Raw genomic sequence first — 25,852 nt, 5'->3', positions numbered from 1 at the left:
GCATAGCAAATGCCCCGCTGCTGGAAAAGCTCCAGTGTGCGGGGCATTTGCTTTGCGGCATGCCGCTGGGTTTAGGCGCTGGCTGCTGCCGGATCAGCTTGATCAGCGAGCACCTGCTGGTTGACTTGGCTGAGGAAAAGCGCGGCGCGCTGAATGTATTCGCTCGGATGCTCGCGGAACAGCATTTCATGCTGTCCTTGCTGCACGATCCACGAGCGGGACAATGGATTCGTCTGTTTGTCTGCGATATGCTCAGCCGTCGTGTATGGCGACTTCACATCCTGCGTGCCATGTATAATATAAATCGGAATATCGTAGCTCGTATTCATCATTTGCTCGGCTGGGACGGAATCGATGCCTACCCCTGTCCAGAGCGGGAGCAGTGCCCCGATCAAAGCTTCAGACGGAAAACGCGGCAGGCTCACAACCTGACTGACATTGTTGAACAGCGAATCAGCGCTTGGCACGAACAGGCTGTCAAGAATCATGCCGTTTATATCTTTGGATTGCAGCGCAGCTTGCATGGCGGTTCCGGCTCCCATAGAGAAGCCCCAGACGATCACTTCCTTGGAGCCTTGCTCCTTCACATATTGAACGGCGGCGAGCAATTGCTGGGATTCTTCCAAACCGCCAGTTGCTGCCGTTTTATCAGTAGCAGAAGCGTAGCCGTAGTCAAAAAGCATAACATTATAATGAAGGCCATTAAGCAGCTTCGTTAAATCATACATCGGTACCCACGTTTCTTCGCGGTTAGCGCCGTAGCCATGGCTGAACACGATCGTGCGTGCAGCTGGCTCGCTGTTCGAATCATCGCTGTAGGCAGGTACGTACCAGCCGCTGACGTTGGTTTTGCCGCTGATGCTTGGAATGAGCACATCCTCGTAATCAAGCCCGATTGCAGCCTTCGGATTGGAAGTGAGCGGAGCGACGTAGGGATAGGCGAGCATCCAGGCCACATAGGCGTGGAAGATAACGACGATGATCATGCATAAAGCAAGCAGTGAGGCAATAAGGGCAACCAATGCGTGCAACCTCCTGGTTTTTGCGCTCGGGCGCGGCAGTTGGAGCTTATCCAGAGAAGGAAAGGGATGCAGTCCCTGGGGGAAGGTTCCCTCCATTGAAACAGATGTCATCATTGTTGTGCTCATACCCTTCTCCTCCTCCCGAACTATGTAAACGCTTCTCATTTCTAGTACTTTAATCGTATGCGGAGCGGGAGTGCCTGTCAATTGATGTCGACGTATTGTTAAGGTGTTGTAATGCTTTTGTAATCAAAGGATCTTTTCTTTACGATTAAGCCTTCGATGAGTTATACTGTGTGAGAATGAGTTTCACTTAATGAAACGAGGGAGGTGTGGCACATCATGGCGGAGGAAGGGAAATCAACCGTACGCGCAGTTGAACGAGCGCTGGATATTTTGATCTGTTTTACAGCGGGAAAGGATCTGGTTATGACGGAAATCGCCGAGCGGACAGGGCTTCATAAGAGCACAGTCCATCGGATGCTGGCCACCCTTGAAGATAAAGGCTTTATCGAGCGCGACCTGGTAACGGAGCGCTACCGGCTTGGCATGCGAGTATGGGAGCTGTCTGCACATTTATCCCGCACTGATGATCCAGCGGTCATTTGGCAGCCGGAGATGGAGCGTCTGCGCGATAAGCTGGGCGAGACCGTAAGCATTTACGTGCGCGACGGTTCGGAGCGGATTCGCATTCAGGCGGTGCAGAGCAATCAGCCTGTGCGCCGGGTAGCGCCAATCGGAGCGAGGCTCCCGCTTTACGCAGGGGCATCCAGCAAGGTGCTGATCGCTTACGCCGATCCGCTCGTGCGGGAAGAGATTTTTGGCGATCCGTCGTGGCTGTTTACGATTGATCTCGATCAATATAAGATGCAGCTTGCGGACATTACGGAGCAGGGCTATGCGACGAGCTTTGAGGAGCGGGAGCCTGGCGCAGCGGCGTTTTCCGCGCCTATATTTGGACGGGAAGGCAAGCTTGTCGCCGCCTTATCCGTATCCGGTCCGGCAAGCCGCATGACGATGGATAAAATGCGTGATGCCGCTCCTATTTTGCTGGAAGCGTCCAAGCGGATGAGCACGATGATGAAATAGCGTTCAGCAAGGCAGCTGCATGCTTGCATGCTGAACGGATGAATAGAAAAGCAGCGCCCGCTTCACTTGAGGAAAAGTGAAGCGGGCGCTGCTTTTTTTAATTCCTTTTGGAAATAATGGGGGGAGGAGGTTTGAAGATGACGTATGTGGAAATTTTGATCCGGACGATTGTCGCAGTAGGACTGCTGCTGCTCATTCCCCGGATTCTCGGAAAGCAGACTCTTTCGAATATGACGTTTAACGATTTTGTAACCAGCATTACGCTGGGCTCTCTGGCGGCGAATTTGGCGTTTAATGCCACCCTGAAACCCACATACATCGTGCTGTCGCTGGTTGTGATTACAGCTATGTCTTTCCTGCTTTCTCTGATCGCTCTCAAAAGCCGAAAGATGCGCAGCTGGATCTCGGGTTCCCCTACCGTGTTGATAGAAAACGGCAAAGTCATGGAAACCAACATGCGTAAAATTCGCTATACCTTGGATTCGCTGAACCAAGCGCTAAGGGAAAGGGGCGTTTTTAATATTGAAGAGGTGGAGTATGCCTTGCTCGAAGACAATGGCAGAATCTCTATACTGAAAAAGGATGCATACCGGCTTATCACCAAGCAGGATATGGGGCTTTCGCTGCAAGCGCAGGCTTTTCCGGTGGAGCTGATTATGGATGGCATGGTGGTGGAGGCTAATCTTAAGCTGCAAGGGCTGACCCGAGAGTGGCTGGAAAAAGCGTTGGGGCAGAAGCATAGGGGGAAAACGCTGGCCGATGTGTTCTACGCCGTAAGAGGCACGCAGCAGCAGCTCATCTTCGATTTCTACGAGGATGGCATTAAGCAGCCTCTGGATCAGGAGTAGAAAAGAGACTCAGCAGCGGTCAGTGAATGGGGAACGAGCAGGCCAGACTGCTTCATTATGTTCGACGCGTTTCCGGCGATTTCTGCTTCACTGTATGTGCGAAAGTGAAGCTTGAAGCTTGAGGCTTGAGGTCGGATATTTTCCCGTGCCCCTAAAACAAAAAGCAGCGATTCTCCCGTTAAGGGGAAATCGCTGCTTTTCTGAATTTCTGCGAATCAAGGGAAAGCTTATGCTTCCTACATGTTAGCAATCATTTGACGAAGCACGGTTTGCAAAATACCGCCATTACGGTAGTAGTCTACATCAACCATGGAGTCCAGACGAACGATAGCTTGGAATTCAAACGCTGTGCCGTCTTCACGGGTTGCTGTTACGGTAACCGTCTCGCCAGCTGTCACATCATTGGACAGTCCAGTAATATCGAACGTTTCGCGACCTGTAATACCAAGCGTTTTCCAGCCGTGGCCTTCTTGGAATTGCAGTGGCAGTACGCCCATGCCTACCAGGTTGGAACGGTGAATACGCTCGAAGCTTTCAGCAATAACGGCTTTTACGCCGAGCAGGAATGTACCTTTTGCCGCCCAGTCACGGGAGCTTCCTGTGCCGTATTCTTTACCAGCGATAACGACAAGGTTTTTGCCGGATTTTTGATACTTCATGGAAGCATCGTAGATCGACATTACTTCGTCAGTAGGCAGGTAAGTCGTTACGCCGCCCTCAGTGCCCGGAGCCACTTGGTTGCGGATACGGATGTTGGCGAATGTACCGCGCATCATGACTTCGTGGTTACCACGACGCGAGCCGTACGAGTTGAAATCTTCTCTTTTTACGCCATTTTCGATCAAATATTCGCCGCCTGGGCTATCTGCTTTAATGTTGCCGGCAGGGGAGATATGGTCAGTTGTAACCGAGTCGCCCATAAGCGCAAGCACATTTGCAGAATGGATGTCGGCAATGTCGTTAAGCTCCGTACCAAGGTTTTCAAAGAATGGCGGATTTTGAATGTAAGTGGATTTTGGATCCCACTCGTAGCTTTCGCCTTCTGGTACGTCGATTGCATTCCAACGATCATTTTGCGTAAATACATTTTCATATTTATCACGGAACATTTGCGGATTAAGCGCAGCCGCAGTTGCTTCCTGAATTTCTTTCGAAGTTGGCCAAATATCTTTCAGATAGACCGGGTTGTTGTCTTTGTCATAGCCAATTGCATCCTTGGATAGGTCGATGTTAACCGTTCCTGCAAGCGCATATGCAACAACAAGCGGAGGAGAAGCCAAATAGTTCGCTTTCACCTGAGCATGAACACGGCCTTCAAAGTTACGGTTACCGGACAATACAGCCGCTACCGTCATGTCGTTGTCAGCAATGGCTTGGCCTACTTCATCAGGAAGCGGACCGGAGTTGCCGATGCAAGTTGCGCAGCCGTAACCTGCAACGTGGAAACCAAGCGCTTCAAGCGGCTCCATCAGGTTCGCTTTCTTCAAGTACTCCGTTACGACGAGCGAGCCCGGCGTCAGGGAGCTTTTCACATATGCTGGCTTGGTTAGTCCGAGAGCTACTGCTTTCTTCGCTACAAGGCCTGCACCGAGCATAACGCTAGGGTTGGAGGTGTTCGTACAGCTTGTGATAGCCGCGATAACAACAGCGCCAGTGCCCATTTTGCTAGCTTGGCCGTTCGGGTGCTTCACGTCAACGAGCTGCTCGATCTTCTCATCTGACATGCCGTATCCGCCTTTATCGATTGGCGTGCGGATGATGTTGTTGAACTCATCTTTCATTGCTGTCAGCTCAACGCGGTCTTGAGGACGCTTAGGACCAGCAAGGGAAGGAACAACAGTCGACATATCAAGCTCAATCACATCGGAGAAGACAGGATCTGGCGTCTCATCTGTGCGGAACATATCTTGTGCTTTGTAATAAGCTTCAACCAGAGCGATTTGCTCTTCTGTACGGCCAGTTGCACGCATGAAGTTAAGCGTCTCGCTGTCGACTGGGAAGAAGCCAACGGTTGCGCCGTACTCAGGAGCCATGTTGGCAACCGTTGCACGGTCAGCAAGGCTGATGTTGGACAGGCCGGGACCGAAATACTCGACGAATTTGCCGACAACGCCTTTTTTACGAAGAATTTGCGTAACAGTCAGCGCAAGGTCAGTCGCCGTAGCGCCTTCTGCCAAGCTGCCAGTCAATTTGAAGCCGATAACTTCAGGTGTTACAAAATAAAGCGGTTGGCCCAGCATGCCTGCCTCAGCCTCGATACCGCCAACGCCCCAGCCGACTACGCCAAGACCGTTGATCATTGTTGTATGGGAATCCGTACCAACGAGGGAATCCGGGAAAACAACCGTTTCGCCATCGATGACTTTTGTAGCAGCTACAGATGCAAGGTACTCCAGGTTAACTTGGTGAACGATACCTGTTCCCGGCGGTACAGCGCGGAAGTTATCGAACGCCGTTTGGGCCCAGCGCAGGAAGCGGTAACGCTCTTCATTGCGCTCAAATTCTACCTTGGTGTTGTATTCAAGCGCGTCCGCGTTGCCGAATGCATCAACCATGATCGAGTGGTCGATTACGAGGTCAACCGGTACGAGCGGATTGATTTTTTTAGGGTCGCCGCCAGCGCGTTTAACCGTATCACGCATAGCTGCCAGATCGACTACGACGGGAACGCCCGTGAAATCCTGCAATACGATACGTGCAGGAATAAACGGAATTTCTTTGTCCTCGCGTCCATCTGCCCATGTTGTCAGCTGCTTCACATGCTCAGGCGTAATGGCGCGGCCGTCGAATTGACGTACAGCAGCCTCGAGCAGGACTTTGATGGAGAAAGGAAGCTTGGAAATCTTTCCAAGGCCTTGCTCTTCCAGGCCGGACAAACGGTAATACGCAAAGGATTTGCCGTTTACGTCAAGCGAGGTGCGAACGGAGTAATGATTTTGTTGAGACATGGTTCAAGTTCCTCCTTAGGTGGCTTTACTTTTGAAAAAGAAAAGGAAATATTCTTCAGTGGGTGTTTCGCTCTGTGAAACACGATTTCAAATTTGCTATGCTTCTAGTATATCGCTAAATAGGGGCTCTCGTAAAGTCCAATTGTACCCGCTTTCTCGAATATTGGCGCCCATTTTAGGCATTTAGGCTGATGGACGAATGTAACCTCCATCCGCAAGGCTTGTTTTAACCTAATAATGGATTATTATGCGAGCTTTTGGCTAGAGCCTCATGTTTGGAGGAATGTGAACATATAAATAAAATGATTAGGCGCTCCGCACCCTTGCCTGGCGTCCGCCGCAGCACGTGCGGATTTAAAGCTTGCTTTTTAGGAGGGAAAGCCGATGTCCTTGCGATCAGACAAACAAACGGCAGGCCGCCGTGCAGGCAAGCAGGAGCGGCAGCCGCTGCTGAACCTGTCCGCCTTTCAGCCGCGCTCCGCCCAGCGGCACGCGCAGCAGCATGCTCAAGAGGGAACGACGAAAGGCGGAGCTCAGCAGGAGAAGCACCAGAATCAGCAGAAGCCAGAGACAGCCGCTGCTGAGCATTCGCGAATGGCTGCTTCTTCCATGACCTCGCTCATGCGCTCAGGCGATTCGCCGCCGCTGCTTGGAGAGGAAGAGCAAGGCTGGAAGCCTGCCGTGCATCAGTATGTAAGCCTGTACAATCAGGCGGAAACCGAGCAGCATGCAGCAGCGGTAGATGGCTTCGTCGCGGATAAGGATCATTGCGGCAGGCTCCGCGGCAGGCTGAACCGGCTGCGCGAGCGGGATTTGCTGCGCGGCGTCCTGCCTTCGCGCAGCGAGACGAAGGCGGAGCTGGTCAGGGTGCAGGAGTCTGGTACAGAAGCGTCCGTGCTCATTCGGCTGCATATTAAGCGGCAGATTGAGCATAGAGGATTGCGTTATATAGAAGAGCGGAAAGAAGTGGAGCGGCTATGGCTGGCTGCTGCTGGCGAACGCTGGCACATCGTTCGCATTGAGCCGATCATTGCGGAACGGCGTCCACGCTTCGAGCATGCTTTTCAGGATCAAAATTCGGTTGGAGAGGAAGAGCAGCAGCAGGAAGAAGAGCATTTCCGTCTTCGCTCGGTGCCCTACTTGAATTATGACCTGTTTGCAGCATTCCAGCCCCAAAGCGCCCGCGCGCTGTATCGGCGCGATTTGGCCGCCGCTTATGCCGACCGTTGGTGGAATGTACCAAACCCTGCATATGAGGAGTTTGAGGTCAATTGTACAAATTACATCTCCCAGTCGGTCTTTGCAGGCAATGCTCCGATGAATTATACTGGTAACAGGGGCAGCGGCTGGTGGTACAAAGGCCGTAACGGAGGCAGGGAATGGTGGAGCTACAGCTGGTCGGTGTCGAATGCGCTGACGAACTACTTATCCACTCCCCGGCAGTCAGGACTTCGAGCCAGAGTCGTTGACTCGGCTGAAGAGCTCCAGCTTGGCGATGTGATCACTTATGACTGGAACGGAGACAACCGTTTTCAGCACAGCACGATTGTAACGGCTTTCGATGCAGCGGGTATGCCGCTTGTTAATGCGAATACTGTACCCAGCCGCCATCGCTACTGGGACTATCGCGATTCTTATGCCTGGACGGAACAGACCAGGTACCGTTTTTTTCATATTGAAGATCAATTATAAGTTATTATTTATTATTTTACCGGAGGATATGCGATGGGGACGAAAGTAAACGTAGCACTTGTTTATGGAGGAAAATCAGGCGAGCATGAAGTTTCGCTGCAGACAGCGTTCGCAGTAATGGGAGAATTTGATTACGATAAATACGCAATTACCCCCTTCTATATTACTAAGCAGGGCGAGTGGAGAGTGGGCGGCAAGCTAGGCAGCAAGCCGCAAACCGTCAGCGAGCTGCGTCTTGCAGCAGCCGCTTCCGGAGAGGGCTTTCCGCTTGCTCCGCTGTTTGCCGGTTTAGATACATCAGGTGCAGCAGCAGCTGGAGCAACGGCAATTGATGTCGTATTTCCGCTGCTGCATGGCACATTTGGCGAGGATGGCACGATTCAAGGCTTGTTCGAAATGGCTAACATTCCGTACGTCGGCGCAGGCGTGCTGGCATCGGCAGTAGGCATGGACAAGGTGACGATGAAGAAGGTATTTGCGCAAGAAGGGCTGCCGCAATGCGTGTTCCGCTACTTCAACCGTACGCAGTGGGAGAAGGACGCTGCCTTTTTTGTAATGGAATGTGAAGTGGCTCTCGGCTACCCATGCTTCGTTAAGCCAGCCAATCTGGGCTCCAGTGTCGGCATTTCCAAGGCGCGCAACCGCGAAGAGCTGATGTCGGCAATCGACTACGCTTTCAAGTATGACCGCAAAGTCATCGTTGAGGAATTTGTCGATGCGCGAGAAATCGAAGTCGCGGTGCTTGGCAATGACGAGCCTAAAGCTTCTGTGCCGGGCGAGGTTATTGCTTCTAATGAATTTTACGACTATAAGGCAAAATATGTGGATGGCAAATCGGTCATGCAAATTCCAGCCGAGCTTTCGGAGGAAATTTCAGAGTCGGTCAGGGAAATGGCGATTCGCGCCTTTTTGTCCATTGATGGATCGGGCCTTTCCCGCGTAGATTTCTTCATGCGCAGGTCGGACGGCCAGCTGTTTATTAACGAGGTTAATACGCTGCCGGGCTTTACGCCTTTCAGCATGTATCCGCTTATGTGGAAAGAAACAGGAATGCCTTACCGCGAGCTGCTGGATAAGCTGATTGAGCTTGCCTTGAGACGGCATGGCGAGAAGCAAAAAATCAATTTCGGCGCTAGCGAAGCGTAATAAAAGCAATGGAAATTCACTCTAGAGAAAGGAGGGAGTTCATGGGATTTTCAACCGAGTTTAATTCTGTATGCAAATTCAAGTCAGAGCAGGAGCTTCATGAATTGCTTGAATACGGCAAGGGCAAGATGGTAAAGAGCGGATTTCGCGTATACCCTACCGGCCAGAAGGTCATTGCGTATACGACGAACAATGAGGCCATTGCCATAGTCCGCATCCTCGCTTCGATCGCTGAAATTAATTTTCAAGGCGAAGAAGTGACTGAAGTGGAGATGGAGCTTGTGAGAAAGCTGACTGAGGAAGAAGCTAAAGTGCAGACTGCACTAGCTTACGAAATGTTTTTTGGCGAGCGTGAATAGCGGATGCTGGTTAGATTCGGGTTCGTAGCCATGAGCATGCTGCTGGAAAATGCTTCGCCATCGCGGACGATGACGTTTGCAAATTTTACGAAGCTTGGTGACCGCGAAGCGGCTCTGCGCAAGCTGGAGCGGATCGCCGAGGACAATTTGCACAGTACGCTGCGGATTTTGAAGCATGCCAAGGCGAGCGATATTCAGATGTATCGCTTTTCCTCAAAGCTGATTCCGCTGGCGACCCATCAGGATGTAGCAGATTGGGATGCGTATCCGGCGCTGCGTGAAGCTTTTCGTGAAATTGGTCTGTTTGTGCAAAATAATCGGCTGAGGGTTTCGTTTCACCCCGACCATTTTTGCGTATTCAGCACGCCAAGGCCCGAGGTGCTGGAAAGCTCCAAACGGGACATGGAATATCATGTCCGCATGCTAGAGGCGATGGGACTGCCGGAGTCAGTCAAGTGCAACATACATATTGGCGGTGCATATGGCGACAAGATGGTCGCAGGTGCACGCTTTATCCGGCAGTTTCATGCGCTCCCAGAGCGCTATCGGCACCGCGTAACGCTGGAGAACGACGATAAGACGTTCAATGCAGTGGAGACGCTGGAGGCGGCTCAGGCCGTGGAAGTGCCGATGGTGCTTGATGTGCATCACCATCAAGTGAATGATGGCGGCGTCTCCTTGGACAAGCTGTGCAGCAGCCTTTGGCCGCAAATTGCTGAAACGTGGCTGCTTGAAGAGCAGCGGCTTAATAGCGAAGCGGCAGAGGCTGCGGACGGTGCGGAAAAAATGAGCCTGCCGCCCAAAATCCATTTTTCCAGTCCGAAGGAAGGTCCGAATCCGCGCAGTCATGCCGACTATTTGAATGCAGGCGAGCTGCTGTTGTTTTTGCGGAAGGTGGCGGCGGTGACGCCGCAGCTTGACTGCATGCTCGAAGCGAAGCTCAAGGATAAAGCGCTGCTGGCGCTTATGGATGATTTCCGCATATTGGCGGCTAGAGGCGAAGGCGTTCGGATTGTGGACGGCGGCAGTATTGAGGTAACCGAGCTATAAGATTTTCAAAAGCATGCAGCACCGTCAGCTATCGTTGACGGTGCTCTTCTACTAGGAATGAAAAGTGATGGTGTAGGGGAACATGTAACGCATCATGATTGAACAGAAGGCGGTGACTCCCTTGTTTGAATGGATTGCACTCGTATTATTAGGGATGGCAGCAGCGATGTTCGGAAGTATTGTCGGCCTGGGCGGCGGCATTATTATAGTGCCCGCGCTTATGTATTTGGGGCCTTCGCTCATGGGCGCGCCAATCGACCATGGCACAGCGGTAGGCACCTCGCTTACGATGCTTATTGTAACGGCGCTTGCCTCGACGCTATCCTATGCGAAGCGCAAAATCGTCGATTACCGCAGCGCCTGGCTGCTGTTTACGACAAGCGGTCCGGCTGCGATGCTGGGTGCGGCTATGACAGGGCTTTTGAAAGGCGCCGCCTTTAATTTGTCCTTTGGCATTTTTATGCTGCTTATATCTGCTTTATTGATTGTGCGAAATTATTTGAAACCGGTTGCGCGGGAGTGGCCGGTGCAGCGGACGATGGTGGATTCAGCTGGCGAGCAGCATACGTATGGCTATGCCATTTGGCCGATGCTTGTAATTGGGTTTGGTGTAGGGATCATTTCCGGTTTGTTTGGCATTGGCGGTGGCTCCTTGTTCGTACCGCTAATGGTGCTGTTATTCCGTTTTCCGCCGCATGCGGCAACTGCTACGTCGATGTTTGTCATTTTTTTATCCTCGATATTGGGCAGTGCCACGCATGTATGGCTGGGGGAAATCAACTGGTGGATTTTGCTGGCGCTTATTCCGGGCGCATGGGTTGGCGGAAAGCTTGGGGCCTATGTTGCAAACAAGATGAGCGGCAATGGGCTGTTATGGCTGCTAAGGGTTACCCTGCTCGTTCTGGCCTGCCAATTGGTCTATGAAGGTATTAGGCAGCTATAGCCATTTTTAGAATCTAGCAAAAAGACAGGAACGCATATTGATTTATAAGCGTAATAATAGATAATGTTAATAGTTAAACTTATTAAAGAGAGTTGGGTGATGCACCGTGAGTGATCAGCGTGAACCTTCAGTTGTAAGCGGCAAAAGCTTCACTGCGGTTGCGATAAATTGCGCGGCCAAAGCGGGCGAATGGATCAAGACGAAACTAGGAAACTATAATAGACTGGATATGAAATATTCTTCTCATGATTTAGTAACGGAAGTAGATAAAGGCTCGGAGCAGCTGATTAAGAAGCTTGTTCTGACTCATTTTCCTCATCACTCGTTTTTGGGTGAGGAAGGGGTTGAGCCCGGGCCTGAGGCTTCAGCACAGGCGCTCGCCGATCAGAGCGAGGCGGAATATTTATGGATTGTCGATCCGATTGATGGGACAACGAATTTCGTCCATGGCTTTCCGTTTTTCGTCGTATCGATTGCGCTTGCTTATAAAGGAGAGGTCATCGTCGGGGTCGTGTATGACCCGATGAAGGACGAGTTGTTCCTTGCCGAGAAAGGCAAAGGAGCCTATGTATCCGGCAAGCGGATGCAGGTGTCGAAGGAAGATACGCTCAGCAGCAGCTTGATCGCGACAGGCTTCCCGGCAGACCATCTGTATGCGCTGCCGCTGAATTTGAAGGGCATTCAGGCGCTTGCGCCGCAGGTGCGCAATCTTCGCTCATCGGGCTCGGCTGCGCTCCATATGGCTTATGTGGCAGCAGGCCGCCTGACTGGCTTCTGGGAAATCGGGCTGAACAGCTGGGATTTGGCGGCAGGCTCCTTGCTTGTACAGGAGTCAGGCGGCATCGTTACAGATACACAGGGCAAAGGCTATCACCTCGGCGTCCGAAATGTGGCGGCTTCAAATGGGCTTATGCATGAGCCGTTTTTGAAGGCGTTGGCGGATGCTGAGGCGACGGAGTAGCAAGGAGCAGAGCAGGCTGAGGATGTGGTCAGTCATCTGTTTAAATAAGTGCGCAGCGATCTATAGCGCAGCAGCAAAGAAGCAGCCTTCTGAGGGCTGCTTCTTTGCTGCTGCGCTAATGGCATCCAAACATTTTCTCAATGTCTTATATAGAGCAATGTGATATCAGGCAATACCACATCGTTTGTGCTACCGTATTACTGTTGTTTCTTAAGCGAAATAATTTCAGCTTCAGACAAACCAGAGGCCTCTGCAATAATCGAAATTTCAATGCCGAGTGCTAAAAGCTTCTGGGCAACTTCGAGCGCTTTTTTTTGCTCGCCTTGAAGGACTCCACGTGCCTCTCTACGTGCCTCTCCACGTGCCTTACCTTCGGCAAGCGCTCCCTCAATCATAGATGCCTCATCATGAAGGGATTTTTGCCTGTCTTATATAATCTGCGAGCCTCAGCATCCTGACTAAGAAATTCTAATGTAGTCATAGCCTTCTTTAATACAGGCTCGTTCATAGTAAGCACCTCCCAATTGAATTTATGCGTACCCTTTAGAAAAAGCAGCCAATTGACTAGTCCGCCATGTAGAGCGGGCACTGCACGATCATCCAGCTTCGGCAGCTCTAAGAAATGCAGTTCGATATCCTCAATAAGTGGGATGCCGCTACGCTCTTCCGTAGATGAAATACACTATGATATTGATTATTGGGCAAAAACGAGTAATGCAATATATTAACCTTTAGAGCTCGAACCACTCCAGCCTGCCAGCATATCGCTGAGCTTCTATTTCCCGCTCCATGTGTTTCAACCAGCCAGCCGCAAGCTCGCCGCGGATATGAAATAGACAGTAAACATAAGCCTCACCATCGGTCATATCTTCGGTTCCAGCTGCTGTTTCTATCGATACCTGCAGTATTTTTGGCCATGAAGAATCATCCTGAAGCAGGGCGAAGCTGTTCTCATAACGCTCAAGCCTGTATGGTTCCGTTACATGAATAGCATCAGCCAGACGTACCACAAGCTCAGGCAGGATCGAAGGGTTTGTGGTCTTTATGCCATATTCCCAGCCCATAACGATGCCTCCTTTATATTCAAAAATAGAAAATAAAGCTGCCCTCTTATCAGGGAGGGCAGCTTTGCTATGTCAGCCATTCATCCAAAAGGGCGCTGGCAGCTGCGCTGAGTTAATTCCGCAGCTGGATTTGCTGAATGCGGTGCTGGGCATCCTTTTCTAAAATCAGCATCGCCCGCCGTTTCGTCGGCAAAATATTGTCGTACAAATTGACGGCATTGATTTCTTTCCAAATCGTTGCTGCCGTCTCAACAGCCTCTTCATCAGTGAGGCTTGCATAGCGATGGAAGTAGGAGTCCTTGTTCTTAAAAGCGGTATGCCGCAGCATCAAAAATCGTTCGACATACCAGCGCTCTATGAACGTTTCTGGCGCATCGACAAAAATCGAGAAGTCGAAAAAATCGCTTACAAAAGAGTGCGCTTCTTTGCTAACCTGCAAAACGTTAATTCCTTCGACAATCAGCACATCCGGCTGTTCGACAAACTGATATTGCCCGGGAATAATGTCATAGGTCAGATGAGAATAGATCGGCGCTTTCACGCGGGGATTTCCCGATTTAATTTGCCCCATAAAGTCCATCAGCGTCTTGACGGCATAGCTTTCAGGAAACCCTTTGCGCTTCATTAGCCCGCGTTCCTCCAGTACCCGTTTGGGGTAGAGGAAGCCGTCTGTCGTAACGAGATCGACCTTGCGGCCATTCCCATGACGGGAAAGCAGCCGCTGCAGCAGCCGCGCCGTCGTGCTTTTGCCTACGGCTACGCTGCCTGCAATGCCGAGCACAAACGGCACTTTAGGCGCCTCCATATGCAAAAATGCAGCCGAAGCCTGCTTTAGCCGCTCAGCAGCTTCGATATGCAGGTTCAGCAGATGGGTAAGCGGCAAATAAATCGCCTCAACCTCTTCAAGCGATACTTGGTCATTGAGGCCCTTCAGCTCATTCAGTTCCTCCTCCGTGAGCGGCAGAGGGGTATGATCACGGAGCGCCGACCAAGCGGCACGGTCAAATTCCAAATATGGATTCATCAACATGTCCCTTTCTATTACAGAAGGCATCGGGCTGACCTCTCCTAAAGCTTACTGAAAGCGTGCTCCGCCGCTTCAATGGTCGCATTGATATCTTCATCAGTATGGGCGATGGTCAGAAACCACGCTTCATACTTGGATGGGGCCAAATTAATGCCCTGATCGAGCATCAGCTTAAAGAAGCGGCCAAACAGCTCGCCGTCCGTATCCTGCGCTTCATCATAATTCGTAACCGGATGATTGCAAAAATGGGCCGAAAACGATCCGCGAATTTGGTTAATCGTAAGCACGAAGCCATGTTTGTCTGCTGCTGCCTTAAGTCCTCCTGCAAGCTGACCAGCAAGCCGATCCATACGCTCATAAATACTAGGCGTCTTCAAAACTTCCAGACAGGCGATGCCTGCGGAAATAGAGGCAGGGTTGCCCGCCATCGTTCCAGCCTGATAAGCAGGGCCGAGCGGCGCGACTTGCTCCATGATGCTGCGGCGTCCGCCGTACGCGCCAATGGGGAGTCCGCCCCCGATAATTTTGCCAAGCGCTGTAAGGTCCGGCTCAATGGCAGCTTGATCAGGGAAGGCAGCAAACGTTTGCGAGGAGCCGTAATGGAAACGGAATGCGCTAATGACCTCATCATAAATGACAAGTGCTCCAGCCTCACGCGTCAAAGCACACAGCTGCTCTAAATAGCCTTCATGCGGCATCACCATGCCAAAGTTGCCGACAATAGGCTCTACCATAACGGCAGCCGTCTCGTGGCCGAACCGTTCAAGCGCCTGCTTCAAGGCTGGAATATCGTTGAAAGGCACCGTAATGACTTCTTGGGCAATGCTAATCGGAACGCCAGCGCTGTCCGGTATGCCAAGCGTGGAAGGACCAGAGCCTGCTGCGACGAGCACCAGATCGGAATGGCCGTGGTAGCAGCCGGCGAATTTAATAATTTTGCTGCGTTTCGTGTAAGCCCGTGCCACGCGAATGGTTGTCATAACCGCCTCGGTGCCGGAATTGACGAATCGCACTTTATCCATAGAGGGAATCGCATCCTTGAGCATGCGTGCCAATTGAACCTCAAGCTCGGTCGGTGTGCCGTACAAAACGCCATTTTGCGCGGCGCGGACGATCGCTTCGGTAATATGCGGATGGGCATGTCCCGTAATAATGGGGCCGTAAGCCGCCAAATAATCGATATAGCGATTGTCGTCGACATCCCAGAAATAAGCGCCCTCGGCACGCTTCATAAAGACGGGTGCGCCGCCGCCAACACCTTTGAACGAACGTGAAGGGCTGTTGACGCCGCCTACAATATGCTCAAGCGCTTCGGCATATAGCGCCTCGGAGCGTGGTCTGTGAATCGTCATAACAATAATTCCCCCTTGAAAAATGGTGCAGCATCCCGCTTATAAAGCGAGATTGCCAGCCTAAATATCTAACATCAAAACGTCCTCATTCCACTCGGAATGAGGACGACAAACATCAATCTGCTGCTTATTCAAGCAGCGAACTTCCAGTTTCAGCAATAATACATGCTACTGACTCTATTCAATTGTCGGTTGCTGCGAAGCGCTTGGTTTGGCTTACGGTGACGGTGTAGCCGATGCTTCAGGATTGCTGCTGGCATCAGCGCCATCAGCGCCAGGTGAACCCTCAGGCGAAGCAAGCGTATCGTCGCTTTCCAGCAGCGTGTCCACATAGGACTTAAGCTCGTCCTCATTGCGTACGCCAAGTACAGAAGCGCCGCCAACATCTTCATCCGTAATCATATCCATCGGCGGAACCTGAGCGGTGCCAGCGACATGGGAGTCAACGCCAAGCTGTCCGAGCTTGAGCATATCGGTGACGGTCAAATTCGTCTCAATATAAGGAGAGACATTCTCCAATATTTCCTTCATTTTGAGAATATTCCAGCCCGATTGCATCTCCTTGGCAAGAGCCTGCAGAAACTTGCGCTGGCGCTCCGTACGTGTAAAGTCGCTCATCGCATCGTGGCGGAAGCGTACATATTGCAGCGCTTTATCGCCATCCAGCAGCTGGACGCCCTTTTTCAAATCAATATCGTAACGGTTGCCGTCGGCATTGTCGGTATAACGCATATCCTTCTCGACATCGATCGTGATGCCGCCCAATGTATCAATTAATTGCTTAAAGCCTTCGAAGTCGGTATAAACATAATACTGAATGTTCAGTCCCAGCAAATCGCTGACCGTCTTCATTGCCAGCTCGGGCTTGCCTAGTGTAATAGCTGTATTAATTCTTCCCCGTCCATGTCCTTCAATTGGGACATAAGTATCGCGGAGTATCGACAAGAGATGTGCCTTCTTAGTAGTCGGATCTATGGAAAGAACAAGCATAGAGTCTGAACGCGGAATTTGTCCTTCATCCATACCGCGAGCATCACCGCCCAGCAGCAAAATGTTGACGCGCTCCGTTCCTTCCCATTTAGGTGCTTCGAGTCCAGTGTCCTCAAAATTGGAAAATCTTGATTCCTCTTTAGGTTTATTGAAATCCGACGTAGCATTATAAACGCCATAAATCCAGTAACCTGCATAAGCAATACCGATTCCCAGCAGAATAAGGACAATTGTCAGAATCCATTTCCACGTTTTTGATAGCTTAGCTTTCTTCGGCCGTTTTTCCATTATGCTAGTAATGCCCCTTTCAAAATTTCACAGTACCCCGTCTTCCATTCATTCCCCTTGACTGCCATTGTAAAACGTTTCTCTAATAGCATTTACGTGCCCTGCCATCTGCTGTATGATTACATATTGTAAAATTATAATTCGGAAGGACATACGGAAGCAAGTTTTATCAGAATATAGGATAATGAAGTGTGATGACCGTGAATCATCGCTCTTTTTGCAAACGGGGGATTAGCATAATTTCCCGGGGAATGTCGACCGTATTAACGGAGAGGAGCTAGACGAACAAATGCTGGCAATAGATGTTAAGGATCTGCGCAAGCAGTTTAATGTACAGAAAAACCGGGAAGGGCTGTCCGGGGCGCTGAAAGACCTGTTCAAACGCGAGTATACGGAGGTTACAGCCGTAAAGGATATTTCCTTTCAAATCCCGCAAGGCGAGATCTGCGGCTATATCGGTGAAAATGGCGCAGGCAAATCGACAACCATTAAAATGCTGACCGGCATTTTAGTGCCAACCTCCGGCGATTTGCGTGTCAATGGTTATGTTCCCTACAAGGACCGCGAAAAGTTTGTCGCTGAAATCGGAGTTGTGTTCGGACAGCGTTCGCAGCTATGGTGGGATATCGGGGTTATTGAGTCGTTCCAGCTGCTGCGTAAAGTGTACCGTGTATCGGAGGCCGATTTCCGCAAGCGGCTGAACAATTTGATTGAGCGGCTTGATCTTGGCGATTTGCTCAACCGTCCTGTCCGCAAGCTGAGCCTCGGCCAGCGGATGCGCTGCGAGCTTGTCGCTTCACTGCTGCATAATCCGTCGATTTTATTTTTGGATGAGCCGACGATCGGGCTGGATATTATTGTGAAAACAGAAATTCGCGAATTTCTGAAGGATTTGAACCGTGAGGAAGGCACGACGATTTTGCTCACGACCCATGATTTGCAAGACATTGAAGCGCTGTGCTCACGTGTCATTATGCTCGATGATGGGCGCATTATCTATGACGGCGGGCTGGAGGACTTGAAAAACCGCTGGAGCAAGGGACGCGAAATTCACTTTGAGTTCAGTTCGCAGACGAAGCTGGCGACGCTTCAAGCGCTTACTGGCGATCTTGATGTGACGTGGAAAATGGACAATGATTTGACGGCAACAATGTGGCTGCCGCATGCGATCAATGTATCTGATGCCTTGTCCAAAGTCGTAGGCGGTGCTGCGATTCAGGACATTAAAATTGTGGAGACGAACACGGATGAAATCGTTCGTGAAATTTACCGCTCCGGCTCGGCTAGCACAGAATCAGAGCAGCAGGCAGCGCTTAAGGAGACGACGGTCTCATGATGGGCGCTTATCTGGATTTTATTCGCATCCGTTTTATTACGATGCTGGCATACCGCGTTAATTATTACAGTGGTATCGTTATTTATGCGATTAACATCGGGGCGTATTATTTTTTGTGGAAAGCGATTTTCGGGGAGCAGCAGGAGCTGGCGGGCTTTACCGTCGCCCAGATGACGACGTATGTCGCCGTATCGTGGATGGCGAGGGCGTTTTATTTTAACAATCTCGATCGTGAAATAGCCAATGACATTAGGGACGGCAGCGTCGCTACCCAAATGACAAGGCCGTATTCCTATTTGCTCGTGAAAATGATGCAGGGCTTCGGCGAAGGCTTATTCCGCCTGCTGCTGTTCATGATTCCGGGCATGATCATCGTCTGCCTGATTTTTCCGGTGACACTGCCGACCGATCCGATGACATGGATGATTTATTTAGTTATGCTGCTGTTCAGCTTTCTCATTAATTCACAAATTAACATTTTAACGGGGCTGTTTGCCTTCTTCGTTGAAAATAACGAGGGCATGATGCGGATGAAACGCGTAATGGTCGATTTATTTTCCGGCGTTGTCGTGCCGATTGCCTTTTTCCCAGGCTGGCTCGCAGCGATTATGAAATGGCTGCCGTTTCAGGCCATCACGTATTTGCCGAGCTCTGTATTCACAGGCAGGACGCCGGGCAGCGAAATAGCTGGCGTGTTTGGCCTGCAAGTAGTATGGTTCGTCGTGCTGCTTGTGCCAATCTGGTTCACATGGCGGGCAGCGCGCAAGCGTCTGTTCGTGCAAGGAGGTTAAGTCAGGCATGCTGTACGCACAATTATTTTGGGAATATATTAAAAACTACGCGAAGACGCGGCTGACCTACCGGATGGATTTCTGGATCGAGATTTTGTCCGATATGATGTTCCAGTTCATGAACCTGATCTTTATTTTAATTGTTTTTCGCCATACGCCATCGCTTGGCGGCTGGTCGGAGGCTGAGGTCGTGTTCGTCTATGGCTTCTTTATGATTCCATATGGCATTTTCAGCACCTTCTTCAGCATCTGGAATTTCAGCGAGCGGTATATTGTTAAAGGGGAAATGGACCGGATTTTGACACGTCCGGCACATAATTTGTTTCAGGTGCTGCTCGAAAATGTCGATCCGCCTTCCCTTATTGGCTCCGTCGTCGGCGCAATTATTATGTTCGTATGCTGGGGAGAGCTGGGATTGCCGTTCCATGTCATGGATATTGTGCTTCTGGCGGTATTCGTTATTGGGGCCGTGCTCGTGTATGCGGGCATTTATACGGCCTTGTCGGCGATATCCTTCTACTCGGATGCTCCGACCGGCATTGTGCCGCTCATGTACAATATTCAAAACTATGGGCGTTACCCGGTTAACATTTATAATAAAATGATTCGTTTCGTGCTGACCTGGCTGCTGCCCTTCGCATTCGTCGGCGTCATTCCCGCTTCGTATTTCCTCGAAAAGAAAGCGGATGACCTGTCCCAGCTCGCGCTGCTGACACCGGTCGTAGGCCTCGTGTTCTTCACGCTCGGCCTGCTGCTGTGGAACCATGGCGTGAAGCGTTATCGCGGTGCTGGTTCGTAATGAATAGTTGTTTAAATGCGGCGAGGAACTATTCCTCGCCGTTTCAATGTAAGTCAAGAGTGTCCAATACACGAAGTAATGTTCATAGTTCTACATACATATAGAAATGGGAAGCGGAGGTTGAATACATGTCTACGATAGTAGTGGGACAAGCGGTGCCGGATTTTAAGCTTCCGGCATCGGATGGGACGCAGGTGAGCCTTAGCGATTACTCGGGGAAAAAGGTTGTGCTTTATTTTTATCCGAAGGATAATACGCCCACCTGCACCGATCAGGCTTGCGATTTTCGCGATGCCTATCCAGGGATGGTTGACCGCGACGCCGTTGTCATCGGGATTAGCCCTGACAGCGTGAAGTCGCATGAGAAGTTTATTGCGAAGAAGGAGCTGCCGTTTCTGCTGCTCGCGGATGAGGAGCATGAAGTATGCGAGCTGTTCGGCGTTTGGCAGCTTAAGAAGCTGTATGGCAAGGAATATATGGGTGTCGTACGCTCGACCTTTCTTATCGACGCTGAAGGCAAGCTCGCCCGCGAATGGCGCAAGGTAAAGGTTAAGGGGCATGTGGAGCAGGTTGTGGAGGCTCTGAAGGAGCCTTAATAAAATCGGCCTATTATTATATATATCATATAGCGCTAGAGTAAGTGGCGCGCAGCAGGAGCTTAAACCTGCCTGCGCGCCTTTGTTCATTTATGGCGCCGCTACATTTTCCCATTTGCTGCGTCTATAATAGAGGAAGGATTGTTGAACGGATTGCAGGCTTGGCTAACGAATAGGTTTAGCTGTAAGCGTAAGTGAATGAGAAGAAGGAGTTGGCATGAAATGACAGGCATAAGAGGAAAGAAGATAGCAGGATGGTTTAACGGGCACACAGTGGCGCGTAGTGCACTGATCGGAATCGCTGCCGTATCAGCGTTTGCTGGTGCTGGCAGTGCAGCGGCGGCCGCACAACCAAGCAGCCAGGTAGAGGCAGTGCAGCCGGCAAGCAGCAAGTCGATCGCAGTCGAGGTGAATGGCAAGGCGGTGGCATGGAACGTACAGCCGCTTATTAAGGACGGCACCACATTCGTGCCGCTTCGCGAAGCGGGCAAGGCAGCGGCGGGCAATATCGAATGGGATGGGAAGACGCAAACCGCAACGATTAAAGTGAACGGAGACGTCATTGTCCATCAGGCGGGAACATCCGTAGTAACGGTGGACGGGCTGGTCATGAACATGTCCGCGCCTTCTCTAAACATAAAAGGCACACTCATGCTTCCGCTGCGTTCAGTAACGGATGCGCTCAAAGCATCGCTGCAGCTTTCACAGACGAAGGAGCTTCTGACGATCCGGATTCAGACGGATGCAGTAACGAAGTATGGAAAAGAAGATGCAGCCATTGACGCTTATTTGAAGGAAGCAGCCTTCTCGGGCATGGCGCTTGTAGCGAAGGACGGGGCGGTGCTGCTTCGTAAAGGCTATGGCTTTTCTGGAACGAATACATTGAATCGTCCGGATGCCAAGTCCCGTATCGCTTCCATTACAAAATCATTCACAGCGGCATCGATTATGCAATTGGTCGAGCAAGGGAAGCTGAGCCTAACCGATCCGGTGTCCAAATTCGTAACGGGTATTCCCCGCGGCGATGATATAACTATTCATATGCTGCTGTCGCATACGTCAGGGCTTCCATCTGAATTTACACGAAGCGGCGACGTTACCATCGAGCAGACGATTGCGGAGCTTCGGACGAAGCAGCTGAAATATGAGCCAGGCACGACTTATTTATACAGCAACAACGGCTATGTACTGCTGGCCTATATATTGGAGCAATTGTCTGGCGAAAGCTACGCCGACTATGTGAGCGAGCATTTTCTCACTCCGCTGGGCATGAAAAATTCAGGGACGGCTACGCCTGAAAGCCCGACCATTCAGGGCTATATTTTGCAAAAAAATAACGAGTGGGCCGCAGCGCCGTATTATGTATCGCAGTCGGGAACGGGAACGCTGTATTCGACCGTCGATGATTTGCTCAAATGGGATCAGGCGCTTCGGGCAGGCAAGGTCGTAAGCGAGCAGTCGCTTGAAGCGATGTACACGCCGCATTCGGATAAAAATTACGGTTACGGCTGGATTGCAATTAACTTGAACGGCGAGAAGGGCGTTTTCCATAATGGCAGCGGTAGTGGCTATGCAACAGGAATGCTGCGTAATTTGGATAGCGGAATGACGGTTATTTTGCTCGGCAACCACGCCGGCATGGATATGACAAAGCTGCTGCAGCAGGTGCATAAGCTGGCGGCAGAACAGTAATTTTGAAGTTTGGGATGGCCGCCGCTCGCTTGAGCGTTTCCGGCAGGGCGAGGGCGGTCATTCCATTTTGCCGAATCAAACAAGCTTTCAACCACGTTAATTCCCCATAGACAAATAAATGAAATGTTCGTAAGCTACAGCCCCTCCCAACTACAAATACATATAATCCCAAAATATTATCAAAGATGAGACCTATTTTATAGCGGAAAATGTAGACCGATGGTGCTAAATGAATGGTTCGAAACAACCATTTTTGTCCAATATTTTGAAAGAACGGCGTGTGCTATGGTATTATAAAAAAATAAGAACATATGATCTGTTTTTGCGAAAGGGAGATCACAATGATGGATATGATCAAGCCGCCGGCTGAGATGTTATTTGAAGCAGAGCTGCGGGCGCTGCGTGAAGAGGATACCGGAAAGCGTCCGCCCGAGTGGCTGCTGTCTCCGGCCTATGTGCGTGACTTTATAATTGGCAGAGACAAGCCGGCTGTCGTGGACGGCAAAGAAGTCGCCATTACCCGCAAATTTTACGGAAATGATGTGCTGATCGAACGGGCCGTTGTCACTTTGGCAGGCAACCGGGGCTTAATGCTCGTTGGAGATCCAGGCACAGCGAAGACGATGCTCAGTGAGCTGTTGTCGGCGGCCATATCGGGGACGAGCCTGAATACGATTCAGGGCACAGCCGGGACGACGGAGGATATGATCAAATACTCGTGGAATTATGCGATGCTACTGGACAAAGGCCCATCTGAGGCCGCGCTTGTGCCAGCGCCTTTATATAATGGAATGAAACAGGGCATTATGACCCGCTTTGAAGAGATTACGCGCTGCCCAGCGGAAGCGCAGGACAGTTTAATTAGCATTTTGAGCGACAAGGTGATGAATATTCCTGAGCTGGACGGCGGCGTATTATTTGCGAAGCCGGGTTTTAACGTTATAGCAACGGCGAATATTCGCGACAAAGGCGTCAACGAAATGAGCGGTGCCTTGAAGCGCCGATTCAATTTCGAGACGATTAAGCCTGTCAGCAGCATGAAGATGGAAGCGGAAATTATTAAAAATCAAGCCCGAAGCCTGCTTATGCATAGTGGCGTTGACGCGGAAATTGACCTGAATGTGGTCGAGCTGCTGGCGACGACATTTATGGAGCTCCGCTCCGGCATTACGCGCGAAGGCTACAAAATCGACATCCCCGCAGCCTCCATGAGCACGGCAGAAGCTGTTTCTGTCTATGTTCAAAGCGCGATGACCTCCTATTATTATGAAAATAAATCGATTTCGCTTGATCGGCTCGTGCAAAATATGCTCGGAACGATTGCCAAGGAAAATGAGAAGGATTTGTCCATCCTGAAAACCTACTTCTCCAAGGTCGTCAAAGAACGCTCCAAGGAAGATGTGATATGGAAGGACTATTACGAGGAAAGAAAATGGATTGGTTAACGGGCGAGGCTGACAAGGATCTGCCGTCCTTATTTGATCAGCAGGTGTTTAACCTGAGCAGCGGCACCGTTTATTTTCCCATTCGCCACCATAGTCCAGCTTGTTCCTTTCATCTGTTGAAGGTGATGAAGCAATATAAGCCGGACATTGTTTTGATCGAAGGGCCAACGAGCGGCACTCCGCTCATTCCGGTGCTTGCGGATGAGGCGACGGAGACGCCCGTCAGTTTGTATTGCACTTACGAGGATGAACAGGGCGGAAGATCGGCTTGCTATTATCCTCTGTTAAGTTATTCTCCGGAGTATGTGGCCATGAAGGAAGCGGCGCATCTTGGCATACCGGCGGCGTTTATTGATCTGGATTTTAGTCATGAATCGAGAACCAAAGCTGAAAAACAGGAGACGTCCATCCAGGATGAAACCTTGCTTGCCAGCTCCGATTTTATTAATCGTTTATGCCGTAAAATGAACTGCCGCAGCTTTGATGAGCTGTGGGAAAAGCTGTTCGAAATCGAAGGGCAAGCAGCTACGACGGAAGCTTTTGTACGGAATGTATTTACTTACTGTGCGTTATCTCGTATGTGCTATTCGGAGGAACAGCTTCATGCCTCCGGAGATATGGCGAGAGAGGCGTATATGAGAGAGTGCATCAAGCAAGCTGTGTCTAAGCATAAGCGTGTTCTAGTGATTACTGGCGGCTTTCATACGTACGGCCTGCTGGAAGCTGCCCAAGCAGACAAGCCTGCGAGGGAAGAACAGCATAAGGAGCAGCAGGGGAAAAAAGGTGGAACCGTCCAACAGCAGCTGTATCCGATGGTCTACACGTTCGAAGAAGCGGATCGCTTGAATGGATATGCGAGCGGGATGCCTTATGTGAACTATTATGAGCTTATTTGGAATAAGCTTCTGCAGCATAAAACAGAGCCCTATAACCAGACAGCGCTCTCCTTGTTATCCGAGCTGATGCGCAAGCTGCGCAAAGGCCAAGAGGAGGTTTCGACGAGCGATGCGATTGAGGCATACAGCATGATTCAAGGGCTTGCGGTGCTTCGGGGCAAAAGGGAAGGCGGGGTGTACGAGCTTCTGGACGCCGTGCTCTCCTCCTTCGTGAAGGGGGAGAGCACGCTTGCAACGGACAAGCCGCTTGAGGAGCTGCGCTTGCTTCTGACAGGGGATAAAATCGGCATTGTCGCTCCCAATCCGTTTACGGTGCCAATTGTTGAAGATTTTAAGAATCGCTGCTCTGCGTCAGGGCTTCAGATTAAGACGACCGGCAAGCACAAGAAGGTGCTTGATCTGTACGCCAAGGCGGAGCATCGTCTGCTTAGCCAACTGCTGCAATGCGCGAGCTTCCTCGTTCCAGATTTTGCAATACGGGAGTCTGGACCAGATTGGGTCGCCTATCGGCATATGAATCTCGTTCGTGAAACTTGGGTCTACGCGTATTCGTCCCGCATTGAGGCGAGATTAATCGAAAACTCGCTGTATGGAGGAACGCTCAAGGAGGCGGCAGCACGCAAAATCGGGGAACGGATACAGGAGCTTCCCGATCATCATAGCGGCGAAATCGCGAATGCGCTGCTGCAGGCTCTTCTTATGGGCTTGCAGGATACAGCGAGGCGGTTATATGAGCAGGTGCAGGCCGCTTTGCGCAAGGACGGAAATTTTCTGTCGCTGTGCCAAACGCTTACGGTATTAAATCGTTTGCGCAAGCATGGCAGACTGCTGGGACTTGCGGCAGACGAACAACTGCCGCTGCTCGTAGCGGAAGCTTATAACAATGCGGTAGATAAGCTGCTGGGGCTTGCAGCCATCCATTCGGATGAGCATCCAGCGATTATACAAGGGCTTAAGCTGCTGGCGATGCTGTCGGAGTCGTCTGAAGCGCATTTTCAGAATGATACGTTCAGAGGGCATTTGAGCGAGCTGCTGTCAGACCGGAAGCTCTCTCCGCAATTGGAGGGAGTGGTGATGGCTATATTAGCAGGGCTTGGTGACAGGACGCGTGAAGAGATGGTCAAGCGCGCCAGAAGCTACGTTCGCGGAACGCCGGAGCAGGCCAAGCAGACGGCAAAATATTTGCAAGGGATGTTTGAAATCGCGCGCGATGCTTTTTTGTACGATGATCTGCTGCTGGGCGAATTGAATTATTTAATCGAGGAGCTTCCTCCTGATGATTTTATTGCGATGGTGCCGGAGCTGCGGCTTGCGTTCACCTATTTTACGCCAATGGAGACGTCGCTAATTGCAGAGCGGGTCGCTAAACGGCATCAAGCAGAGCCGGAAGAGCTGGAGCGTCCGCCCATCGACGAGCAGACGCTTATACAAGCCAAGGCGCTGGATGAAGCCATTCGGAAGGAGTTTGCCGCATGGAAGCTGATTTGAACAGGCAGAATGAGCGAAGTGAGCATGAGC

Annotated in this window: 21 protein-coding genes and 1 pseudogene; 15 read left to right on the top strand and 7 right to left on the bottom strand. The window is 50.9% G+C overall.

Features of this window, described 5'->3' with window-relative positions:
- Window positions 1-71: 71 nt before the first annotated feature.
- A complete protein-coding gene (locus AC50X8_RS03920) occupies window positions 72-1,148 on the bottom strand; it encodes an alpha/beta hydrolase (protein WP_494878743.1) in 1,077 nt (358 codons plus the stop codon).
- Window positions 1,149-1,364: 216 nt separating this feature from the next.
- Here AC50X8_RS03920 and AC50X8_RS03915 point away from each other — a divergent pair, with 216 nt between their 5' ends.
- Window positions 1,365-2,111 carry an IclR family transcriptional regulator gene (locus tag AC50X8_RS03915; RefSeq protein ID WP_056030872.1) on the top strand — a complete coding sequence of 249 codons (747 nt, stop codon included), beginning with the start codon at window positions 1,365-1,367 and terminating at the stop codon, window positions 2,109-2,111.
- 137 nt (window positions 2,112-2,248) lie between these two features.
- Window positions 2,249-2,959 (top strand): DUF421 domain-containing protein, encoded by a 711-nt coding sequence (locus tag AC50X8_RS03910; RefSeq protein ID WP_494878741.1) that lies wholly within the window; start codon window positions 2,249-2,251, stop codon window positions 2,957-2,959.
- Window positions 2,960-3,195: 236 nt separating this feature from the next.
- Here AC50X8_RS03910 and acnA read toward each other — a convergent pair whose 3' ends face one another.
- The gene (acnA, locus tag AC50X8_RS03905; RefSeq protein WP_056030865.1) at window positions 3,196-5,907 is read right to left on the bottom strand and encodes an aconitate hydratase AcnA; all 2,712 of its coding nucleotides are present in this window, start codon (window positions 5,905-5,907) and stop codon (window positions 3,196-3,198) included.
- A 384-nt stretch (window positions 5,908-6,291) separates the two neighbouring features.
- Between acnA and AC50X8_RS03900 the strand changes: the two genes are divergently transcribed.
- The 6 genes from AC50X8_RS03900 (at window position 6,292) to AC50X8_RS03875 (ending at window position 12,058) form a co-directional block, all read left to right on the top strand.
- On the top strand, window positions 6,292-7,599 hold the full coding sequence (locus tag AC50X8_RS03900; protein WP_327204897.1) for an amidase domain-containing protein: 1,308 nt from the start codon (window positions 6,292-6,294) through the stop codon (window positions 7,597-7,599).
- A gap of 33 nt (window positions 7,600-7,632) precedes the next feature.
- Window positions 7,633-8,745: a D-alanine--D-alanine ligase gene (locus AC50X8_RS03895; RefSeq protein ID WP_494858840.1), complete on the top strand. Its 1,113-nt coding sequence runs from the start codon at window positions 7,633-7,635 to the stop codon at window positions 8,743-8,745.
- Between the two features lie 41 nt (window positions 8,746-8,786).
- Complete coding sequence (locus AC50X8_RS03890; RefSeq protein ID WP_046232147.1) at window positions 8,787-9,104, top strand: hypothetical protein; 318 nt, start codon at window positions 8,787-8,789, stop codon at window positions 9,102-9,104.
- A gap of 3 nt (window positions 9,105-9,107) precedes the next feature.
- A complete protein-coding gene (uvsE, locus tag AC50X8_RS03885; RefSeq protein WP_056030859.1) occupies window positions 9,108-10,154 on the top strand; it encodes a UV DNA damage repair endonuclease UvsE in 1,047 nt (348 codons plus the stop codon).
- A gap of 94 nt (window positions 10,155-10,248) precedes the next feature.
- A complete protein-coding gene (locus tag AC50X8_RS03880; protein WP_056030857.1) occupies window positions 10,249-11,097 on the top strand; it encodes a sulfite exporter TauE/SafE family protein in 849 nt (282 codons plus the stop codon).
- 106 nt (window positions 11,098-11,203) lie between these two features.
- The gene (locus tag AC50X8_RS03875) at window positions 11,204-12,058 is read left to right on the top strand and encodes an inositol monophosphatase family protein (RefSeq protein WP_056030855.1); all 855 of its coding nucleotides are present in this window, start codon (window positions 11,204-11,206) and stop codon (window positions 12,056-12,058) included.
- Window positions 12,059-12,255: 197 nt separating this feature from the next.
- Here the strand turns inward: AC50X8_RS03875 and AC50X8_RS03870 are convergent.
- The 5 genes and pseudogenes from AC50X8_RS03870 to AC50X8_RS03850 all read right to left on the bottom strand — a co-directional run.
- A pseudogene (locus AC50X8_RS03870) lies at window positions 12,256-12,799 on the bottom strand (Rpn family recombination-promoting nuclease/putative transposase); the annotation flags it as partial.
- Window positions 12,790-13,122 carry a hypothetical protein gene (locus tag AC50X8_RS03865; RefSeq protein WP_494878737.1) on the bottom strand — a complete coding sequence of 111 codons (333 nt, stop codon included), beginning with the start codon at window positions 13,120-13,122 and terminating at the stop codon, window positions 12,790-12,792. The gene AC50X8_RS03865 and the pseudogene AC50X8_RS03870, both read right to left, overlap by 10 nt.
- Window positions 13,123-13,234: 112 nt before the next feature.
- Window positions 13,235-14,146: a type I pantothenate kinase gene (gene coaA / locus AC50X8_RS03860; RefSeq protein WP_494879062.1), complete on the bottom strand. Its 912-nt coding sequence runs from the start codon at window positions 14,144-14,146 to the stop codon at window positions 13,235-13,237.
- Window positions 14,147-14,190: 44 nt separating this feature from the next.
- On the bottom strand, window positions 14,191-15,501 hold the full coding sequence (locus AC50X8_RS03855) for a glutamate-1-semialdehyde 2,1-aminomutase (protein WP_494878735.1): 1,311 nt from the start codon (window positions 15,499-15,501) through the stop codon (window positions 14,191-14,193).
- A 216-nt stretch (window positions 15,502-15,717) separates the two neighbouring features.
- Entirely contained in the window at window positions 15,718-16,779 is a 1,062-nt protein-coding gene (locus AC50X8_RS03850) for an LCP family protein (RefSeq protein ID WP_494878733.1), read from the bottom strand.
- 289 nt (window positions 16,780-17,068) lie between these two features.
- On the opposite strand from AC50X8_RS03850, the gene AC50X8_RS03845 reads away from it, so the two are divergent.
- The 7 genes from AC50X8_RS03845 (at window position 17,069) to AC50X8_RS03815 (ending at window position 25,822) form a co-directional block, all read left to right on the top strand.
- Entirely contained in the window at window positions 17,069-18,115 is a 1,047-nt protein-coding gene (locus AC50X8_RS03845; protein ID WP_056030842.1) for an ABC transporter ATP-binding protein, read from the top strand.
- The gene (locus AC50X8_RS03840; RefSeq protein WP_056030839.1) at window positions 18,112-18,906 is read left to right on the top strand and encodes an ABC transporter permease; all 795 of its coding nucleotides are present in this window, start codon (window positions 18,112-18,114) and stop codon (window positions 18,904-18,906) included. The genes AC50X8_RS03845 and AC50X8_RS03840 overlap by 4 nt, the downstream gene beginning before the upstream one ends.
- A 7-nt stretch (window positions 18,907-18,913) precedes the next feature.
- Complete coding sequence (locus AC50X8_RS03835) at window positions 18,914-19,705, top strand: ABC transporter permease (RefSeq protein WP_046232135.1); 792 nt, start codon at window positions 18,914-18,916, stop codon at window positions 19,703-19,705.
- A gap of 128 nt (window positions 19,706-19,833) precedes the next feature.
- Window positions 19,834-20,301 carry a thioredoxin-dependent thiol peroxidase gene (gene bcp, locus AC50X8_RS03830; RefSeq protein ID WP_494878731.1) on the top strand — a complete coding sequence of 156 codons (468 nt, stop codon included), beginning with the start codon at window positions 19,834-19,836 and terminating at the stop codon, window positions 20,299-20,301.
- Between the two features lie 222 nt (window positions 20,302-20,523).
- Complete coding sequence (locus AC50X8_RS03825; RefSeq protein WP_494878729.1) at window positions 20,524-21,993, top strand: serine hydrolase domain-containing protein; 1,470 nt, start codon at window positions 20,524-20,526, stop codon at window positions 21,991-21,993.
- Window positions 21,994-22,337: 344 nt separating this feature from the next.
- On the top strand, window positions 22,338-23,438 hold the full coding sequence (locus AC50X8_RS03820; RefSeq protein WP_081418625.1) for an ATP-binding protein: 1,101 nt from the start codon (window positions 22,338-22,340) through the stop codon (window positions 23,436-23,438).
- Window positions 23,426-25,822 (top strand): DUF5682 family protein, encoded by a 2,397-nt coding sequence (locus AC50X8_RS03815; RefSeq protein WP_494878726.1) that lies wholly within the window; start codon window positions 23,426-23,428, stop codon window positions 25,820-25,822. The genes AC50X8_RS03820 and AC50X8_RS03815 overlap by 13 nt, the downstream gene beginning before the upstream one ends.
- Window positions 25,823-25,852 lie beyond the last annotated feature (30 nt).

It is taken from the genome of Paenibacillus sp. JT22N15 (assembly GCF_059383755.1).
The sequence above is the reverse complement of the archived record's forward strand: the minus strand, read 5'-3'. Positions and strand labels throughout refer to the sequence as shown.